The 5095-nt window shown below is 64.0% G+C and carries 8 protein-coding genes, 1 tRNA gene and 1 pseudogene; 7 read left to right on the top strand and 3 right to left on the bottom strand.

Going from position 1 to position 5095, the window contains the following annotated elements; translation table 11 throughout:
* The 3 genes and pseudogenes from ENZ74_RS21210 to ENZ74_RS21200 form a co-directional block, all read left to right on the top strand.
* Positions 1 to 281: pseudogene (locus tag ENZ74_RS21210) on the top strand (GFA family protein); the annotation flags it as partial.
* A 94-nt stretch (positions 282 to 375) separates the two neighbouring features.
* A complete protein-coding gene (locus ENZ74_RS21205; protein ID WP_013530775.1) occupies positions 376 to 612 on the top strand; it encodes a DUF982 domain-containing protein in 237 nt (78 codons plus the stop codon).
* 14 nt (positions 613 to 626) lie between these two features.
* A complete protein-coding gene (locus ENZ74_RS21200) occupies positions 627 to 872 on the top strand; it encodes a DUF982 domain-containing protein (protein ID WP_027160738.1) in 246 nt (81 codons plus the stop codon).
* A 38-nt stretch (positions 873 to 910) separates the two neighbouring features.
* Here ENZ74_RS21200 and ENZ74_RS35730 read toward each other — a convergent pair whose 3' ends face one another.
* Together ENZ74_RS35730 and ENZ74_RS21195 are read right to left on the bottom strand one after the other, a co-directional pair.
* On the bottom strand, positions 911 to 1045 hold the full coding sequence (locus tag ENZ74_RS35730; RefSeq protein WP_263484935.1) for a hypothetical protein: 135 nt from the start codon (positions 1043 to 1045) through the stop codon (positions 911 to 913).
* Between the two features lie 91 nt (positions 1046 to 1136).
* Positions 1137 to 1445, bottom strand: a complete 309-nt coding sequence (locus tag ENZ74_RS21195) for a hypothetical protein (RefSeq protein WP_013530773.1) — start codon at positions 1443 to 1445, stop codon at positions 1137 to 1139.
* A 146-nt stretch (positions 1446 to 1591) separates the two neighbouring features.
* On the opposite strand from ENZ74_RS21195, the gene ENZ74_RS21190 reads away from it, so the two are divergent.
* Entirely contained in the window at positions 1592 to 2530 is a 939-nt protein-coding gene (locus ENZ74_RS21190; protein WP_063170278.1) for an alpha/beta hydrolase, read from the top strand.
* A gap of 5 nt (positions 2531 to 2535) precedes the next feature.
* Here the strand turns inward: ENZ74_RS21190 and ENZ74_RS21185 are convergent, their stop codons facing one another.
* Complete coding sequence (locus tag ENZ74_RS21185) at positions 2536 to 3603, bottom strand: PAS domain S-box protein (protein ID WP_063168565.1); 1068 nt, start codon at positions 3601 to 3603, stop codon at positions 2536 to 2538.
* 545 nt (positions 3604 to 4148) lie between these two features.
* Between ENZ74_RS21185 and ENZ74_RS21175 the strand changes: the two genes are divergently transcribed.
* From ENZ74_RS21175 to ENZ74_RS21165, 3 genes are all read left to right on the top strand, one after another.
* Positions 4149 to 4439 carry a hypothetical protein gene (locus ENZ74_RS21175; protein WP_013530770.1) on the top strand — a complete coding sequence of 97 codons (291 nt, stop codon included), beginning with the start codon at positions 4149 to 4151 and terminating at the stop codon, positions 4437 to 4439.
* An 84-nt stretch (positions 4440 to 4523) separates the two neighbouring features.
* Positions 4524 to 4597, top strand: a tRNA-Gln gene (locus tag ENZ74_RS21170).
* A gap of 317 nt (positions 4598 to 4914) precedes the next feature.
* A partial coding sequence (locus tag ENZ74_RS21165; RefSeq protein WP_164761107.1) for a hypothetical protein occupies positions 4915 to 5095 on the top strand: 181 nt, incomplete at its 3' end.

Raw genomic sequence — 5095 nt, 5'->3', positions numbered from 1 at the left:
GTCTCGAAGGCCTCGTCAGCTCCTATGGCACGCGCAGCTTTTGCCCGACATGCGGCGGCCGCGTCGCCTGGGTCGACGACAACGAGGCCGAGGTGGCAATCGGCAGCCTCGACATCGCGCCGACCGATCTCGTGCCCGAATATGAATTGTGGACCTCCAGGCGCGAGACCTGGCTGCACGCTTTGCCCGGCGCCGAACAGTTCGAGCATGACCGCCCAGCGGCGTACAACGCCGAAGCGCCGACGCCGAGATCGCTGTCGGACATCGACGCAGAGATTTGATCTCCGGGCAAGGGAACCCTGCCCTGCCGCCGACGTTACCGGACGCCTCTCACGCATGTCGCCCGGCGACTTGCGGCAATCATGGAGACGACCGTTGAACGACAAGATGTTTCCCCGCCCCATCAGGCTGAAATTCGCGCCTGAGCGCGAGCGCATCGTCCGCAGCGCCTGGGAAGGCCTGGAATGCCTCGGCGACTGGCCGGCTGGCCAGGGACGGCGCTACCGGGCGGCGTTGCGCAGCTGCCGCGATGCGCTGGATGGCTGGACGCCGCCGGAAAAAGCGATGCGGGCGGTGATCGACGCCGCGCGCGAAGCAAAACTCCTGCAGTAGTTGGAAAACAGGACATGTCCGAGCTCATTTTGCCCACACCGATGCGGATCAAGCCGCATGGCTCGGACACGATCCGCGACGTCGCCACGCTCAGGGATGCCAGCGAAATCCTGATCGATTGGCCGCAGGCCAAGCGCGGCCCGTTCTACCAGGCGGCGCGCGAGAAGGTCGAAGCCGCATTGGAAACCCAGACAGGCGCCGCCGAGGCGCAGGAAGCGTTCGCAGCGCTCTGCAGCCACGCCGGCGTCTTGGTGCGGTAGGTGTCAAAGGAAGCAGACGTCGTGCCTCGCCTGCTTTGTCATTTCGTTGGAAGCTCGCCCTGGACAATCGGCTGAGAGGTTTCGAATCCAAAGCTCTTCGGCACCAGAAGAATCAATGCAATCACGATGGCGATCGATGCAAGCAACGTGGCTGTGGCTGCAATATCTCTCACGATAATCTCTCCAAATTCCAAGTCGTGAGAAAAACGCTCCCGAGAAAACGAGGTTCCATTAGCTTGTGCGATAATACCAGGGAGCCGGCGTTTATTGCTTCGGCGGCTGGGGTGGAACTTCACCCGGCTTGATCACCGGCGTCTTGCCTTCGTCGGGGGCCGGCGCCGCCATGCCCTGGTCTCCCGTCGGGGGCGGTTTCAGCACGCCGCCGCAGTCGTTGAGCTTCGCGGTCAAATTGCCGTCATCGGCTTGCTTTTCAGGCTGCTGTTTTGCCTCTTGCCCGGTCTGAGCCCTGCATTTGTCGGCCTGCGGCGCCTGGCTGTCGTTCTGCTGCTGGGCTGCGGCCGGCACTGCCAGCGCCAGCATAAGGCCGAATGGCATGATGGCGAGAGTTCTCATCCCTACCTCCTTCTTTCTTTCACGGTCGCCTGCGGCGACCTTCCCTTCACAGGGACAACGCCTGTCGACGAAAAAGGTTGGCCGCGTCGCCGGGCGGCATTGCAACCAAACCCGTTCGCCGGCCGTTGCGCGTGCCGGAGGCGGTCATGTTCGAAGGTTTTCAAGGCGCGGAAATCGACACCGGCGATGCCGGCATATTCTGCCTGCGTGCCGGGACCGGGCCGCCATTGCTGTTGCTGCACGGCTTTCCGCAGACGCATCTGATGTGGCGCGACATCGCGCCCGCTCTGGCCAGCCGGTTCAGCGTCGTCTGCGCCGATTTGCGCGGCTATGGCGGCAGCTCCTGTCCGGCGTCCACTCCGGACCACGCACCCTATGCCAAGCGCGCCATGGCGGACGATTTGGTGAGGCTGATGGAGAAGCTGGGTTTCAGCAGCTTCATGGTCGCCGGCCATGATCGCGGCGGGCGTGTCGCCTACCGCATGGCGCTCGACCATCCGGGCAGCATCGACAGGCTCGCCGTCCTCGACATCGTGCCGACCGCCGATGCCTGGGACCGCGCCGACGCCAGGCTGGCGCTGGGCTATTGGCCATGGTCGCTGCTGGCGCAGCCCGAGCCATTGCCGGAAAAGATCCTGTCCGGCGCCGCCGAGGCGATCGTCGACAATGCGCTCAACGGCTGGGGCTCACAGCCATCGGCGTTTCCAGCCGAAGTGCGTCAGGCCTATGTGGAGGCCCTGCGTACGCCTGCCCACGCCCATGCCATCTGCGAGGAATATCGGGCGGCAGCCACGCTCGACCGCGAGCATGACCATGCCGACAAGGCAGCCGGCCGGCGCATCCGCTGCCCGCTGCTGGCGCTATGGAGCGGTCAGGGCGCGTTGGCGGATTGGTATGCCGGCGAAGGCGGACCACTGGCGCTGTGGCGCGGCTGGGCCGACGACGTGCGCGGACAGGCGATGCCGGGTGGACACTTCTTCCCCGAGGAGGACCCGGCGCGGACGGCCGATCTGCTGGCCGGCTTCTTCGGCGAAACCAGTCACGGCATCTCCGTGCGATCGGAGTTACCTTCGCCCTCCCCTTGATGGGCTCAGGACGTTTCGGTTTCAGGCAGGTCGGCGCCCAACTGCGGAACGATGATCGAATCCAGCGGCGCCGTCAGCGACCAGCTGAGATGGCCCGGGCTGCGATCCAGCACCGCCAAGCCGTTCAGCGATTGCGGCGCGACCCGTTGCAGGACGACGGTGCCGAAACCCTTGCGCGTGCTTTCGTCTTGCCGCCCCCCGGGCCGCTCTCCCTCACGCACCGGCATCGTCTCGTCCCAGAGCAGATGGATTTCCAGCTTGTCCGAAGCGCCTTCGACGATCCGCCAGGTGATCTCCAGCCGCCCGGCCTCGCTCGCCAGCGCGCCATATTTGGAAGAGTTGGTGCCGAGTTCATGAAACGCCATGCCGAGATTTTGCACGGCATTCGGCTGCAGGGTCAAAAGCGGTCCGGAAAGCGATACCCGCGCCTCGTGGCCGAACGGCTTGAGCTGCTCCTGGGCAAGGTCGAAGAGGCTGGCGCCGGCCCATTCCGAGTTCACCAGCAGATCGTGCGACCGCGACAGCGCCATGATGCGGGAACGGATCATCTCCTCGAACTCGCGCGGATCGGTCGAGCGTTTGCTGGTCTCCCGGATCATCGAGAGGATCACCGCGAACTGGTTCTTGACGCGATGGTTCACCTCGCGGAGCAAAAGCCTGATCCGGCGCTCGCTCTCCTTGCTGGCGGTGATGTCGCGGGCGATCTTCGATGCGCCGATGATCTCGCCGGACGCGTTCCTGATCGGCGAAATGGTCAGCGACACGGCGATGAGGCCGCCATCCTTGCGCCGGCGGATCGTCTCATAGCTGGCCAGGAGCTCGCCCCTGCGAACCCGGCTGATGATGTCGGTCTCTTCATCCTTGAGATGATCGGGGATGAGCATGAGTACGGAGCGGCCGACGGCCTCTTCGGCGGTGTAGCCGAACATGCGTTGCGCCGCCGCGTTCCAACTGGTGATGATGCTGTTCAGGTCCTTGCTGACGATGGCGTCGAAGGACGAATCGACAATCGCCGCCAGCCGAGCGTGGGCAGTGATTTCGAGCAGGCTATCGACGCTTGCCAATTCTGTCATTGCCCCGTCGTGGCCCCACCTTGCCGCCTCCCGCCAGCGTCTGCGTGAGGATTCCCCTCCTGCTAGAAATGCCTGACCGGGCATTTTGGTTGCAGTCGGTGCGCAGCATTCCGCATTTGCGGTCGCGGACACGCATGTCACGATAATGCCCGGCCCTCCATCTCGGCAATGCCTCTGCGGCCGTAAATGCCGATCCAGTCGAGCTGCTGTAAGCCCGATGACCGCTTCGCCCTGTCCGTCTCATCGGCCTGCTTTTTCGGAGCCGGCGTCGTTGGGCGGCGCAACGGGCACTGCATCGGCGTCGGGATTCCTTTGCGGACAGTCCTCATAGCTGTGGTCGCGCCCGCCGCAGAAGGAACAGCACATGGCCTCGCGATCCCCGCTTCCGGGCCGCCATTGCGGAGTTTTGTAGGGCTTCCTGCCATCCATCCCCAGCAATGCACGACGGACCATTTGGTTGCGCTGCCACAGACGGCGAGCCGGCGGTTGCGGAACCACCCGGCGGGATGCGAGTTTCGGCCGATATGTCCATTCGAGGAACAGCCATGCCAATGCGCCGAATTGCCTTGACGGCAGCGATCCTGCTGGCCGCGACCGGCCTCGCCGAAGCCAGGCCCGACACCCGCACGATGAGTTGCGACCAGCTCCGGCAACTGCTCCAAAGCCGCCATGCCGTGGTGCTGACCACAGGCCCCAACACCTATGATCGCTATGTCAGGCAGTTCGGCAACGAATGCGACTGGCCGGAGGTGCCGATGTCGGCCTATGTCCCGACCCGTGACGGCAGCTGCCCGGTCTACCGCTGCGAGGAACCTGTCACCAACTTTCCGGACTGACACCGCGCTTCCAATCGGCTTTGCCGCCGCAGTGCGTTGATCCCGGCGCGCGAACCGGCTAGGGGTGGGGCGCAACGTGCATTTTCCCGCTTCGTCTAATGGTAGGACAGCGCCCTTTGAAGGCGTGAATCGAGGTTCGAGCCCTTGAGCGGGAACCAGCAACCAAGCGCTTGGCTGGTTCGAAGCCGCGCGCAGACTGGCCAGCCGGCTTCAGCACATTAGCGCGCGCTTGTATTTCACTCGAAGCAGGATCATCATCCAGGCCGTCAGTGGCTTGAAGGGGTAGAGCGCATGGAACTGAGTTGCTTTGACGGGGGCGTGCTTGCGTCGACGATGTCCCTGAACGTCACGGCGGTTTTCATGATATTGGCCGCATTTGCCGCATTTCGGCTGCTTGCAATGTCAGGCGAAGGTTCTGTCGACCAACTCCAGACGGCGTAGCCGGCAGAGAACCTCCCGTGCAGGAGAACGGCATATGGCCGCGAGAAAGGTGATAGCCGTCAAGGACTGGTCTTGCGGCATGAGCGACGAGCTTGGCCGCGTCGTGCTGACCATCAACCCGACCGAGGGTGAGCCCATCCTGGTTTTGATGACAATTTTCCAGGCGGCAAGGATGGCCGGGGAATTGCGGGCGCCGAAACTCGTCTCCATACCCC

This window comes from Mesorhizobium sp. M7A.F.Ca.CA.002.15.2.1 (genome assembly GCF_003998715.1).
GTDB classification, from domain to species: domain Bacteria; phylum Pseudomonadota; class Alphaproteobacteria; order Rhizobiales; family Rhizobiaceae; genus Mesorhizobium; species Mesorhizobium ciceri.
This window is presented reverse-complemented; position numbering and strand designations above follow the sequence as displayed.

Bases quoted from the DNA above. Each gene is read 5' to 3' on its own strand.
- ENZ74_RS21200 (WP_027160738.1), top strand. From the start codon at position 627: ATGTCCGAGCTCATTTTGCCCACACCGATGCGGATCAAGCCGCATGGC.
- ENZ74_RS21195 (WP_013530773.1), bottom strand. From the start codon at position 1,445: ATGAGAACTCTCGCCATCATGCCATTCGGCCTTATGCTGGCGCTGGCA.
- ENZ74_RS21190 (WP_063170278.1), top strand. From the start codon at position 1,592: ATGTTCGAAGGTTTTCAAGGCGCGGAAATCGACACCGGCGATGCCGGC.
- ENZ74_RS21185 (WP_063168565.1), bottom strand. From the start codon at position 3,603: ATGACAGAATTGGCAAGCGTCGATAGCCTGCTCGAAATCACTGCCCAC.
- ENZ74_RS21175 (WP_013530770.1), top strand. From the start codon at position 4,149: ATGCCAATGCGCCGAATTGCCTTGACGGCAGCGATCCTGCTGGCCGCG.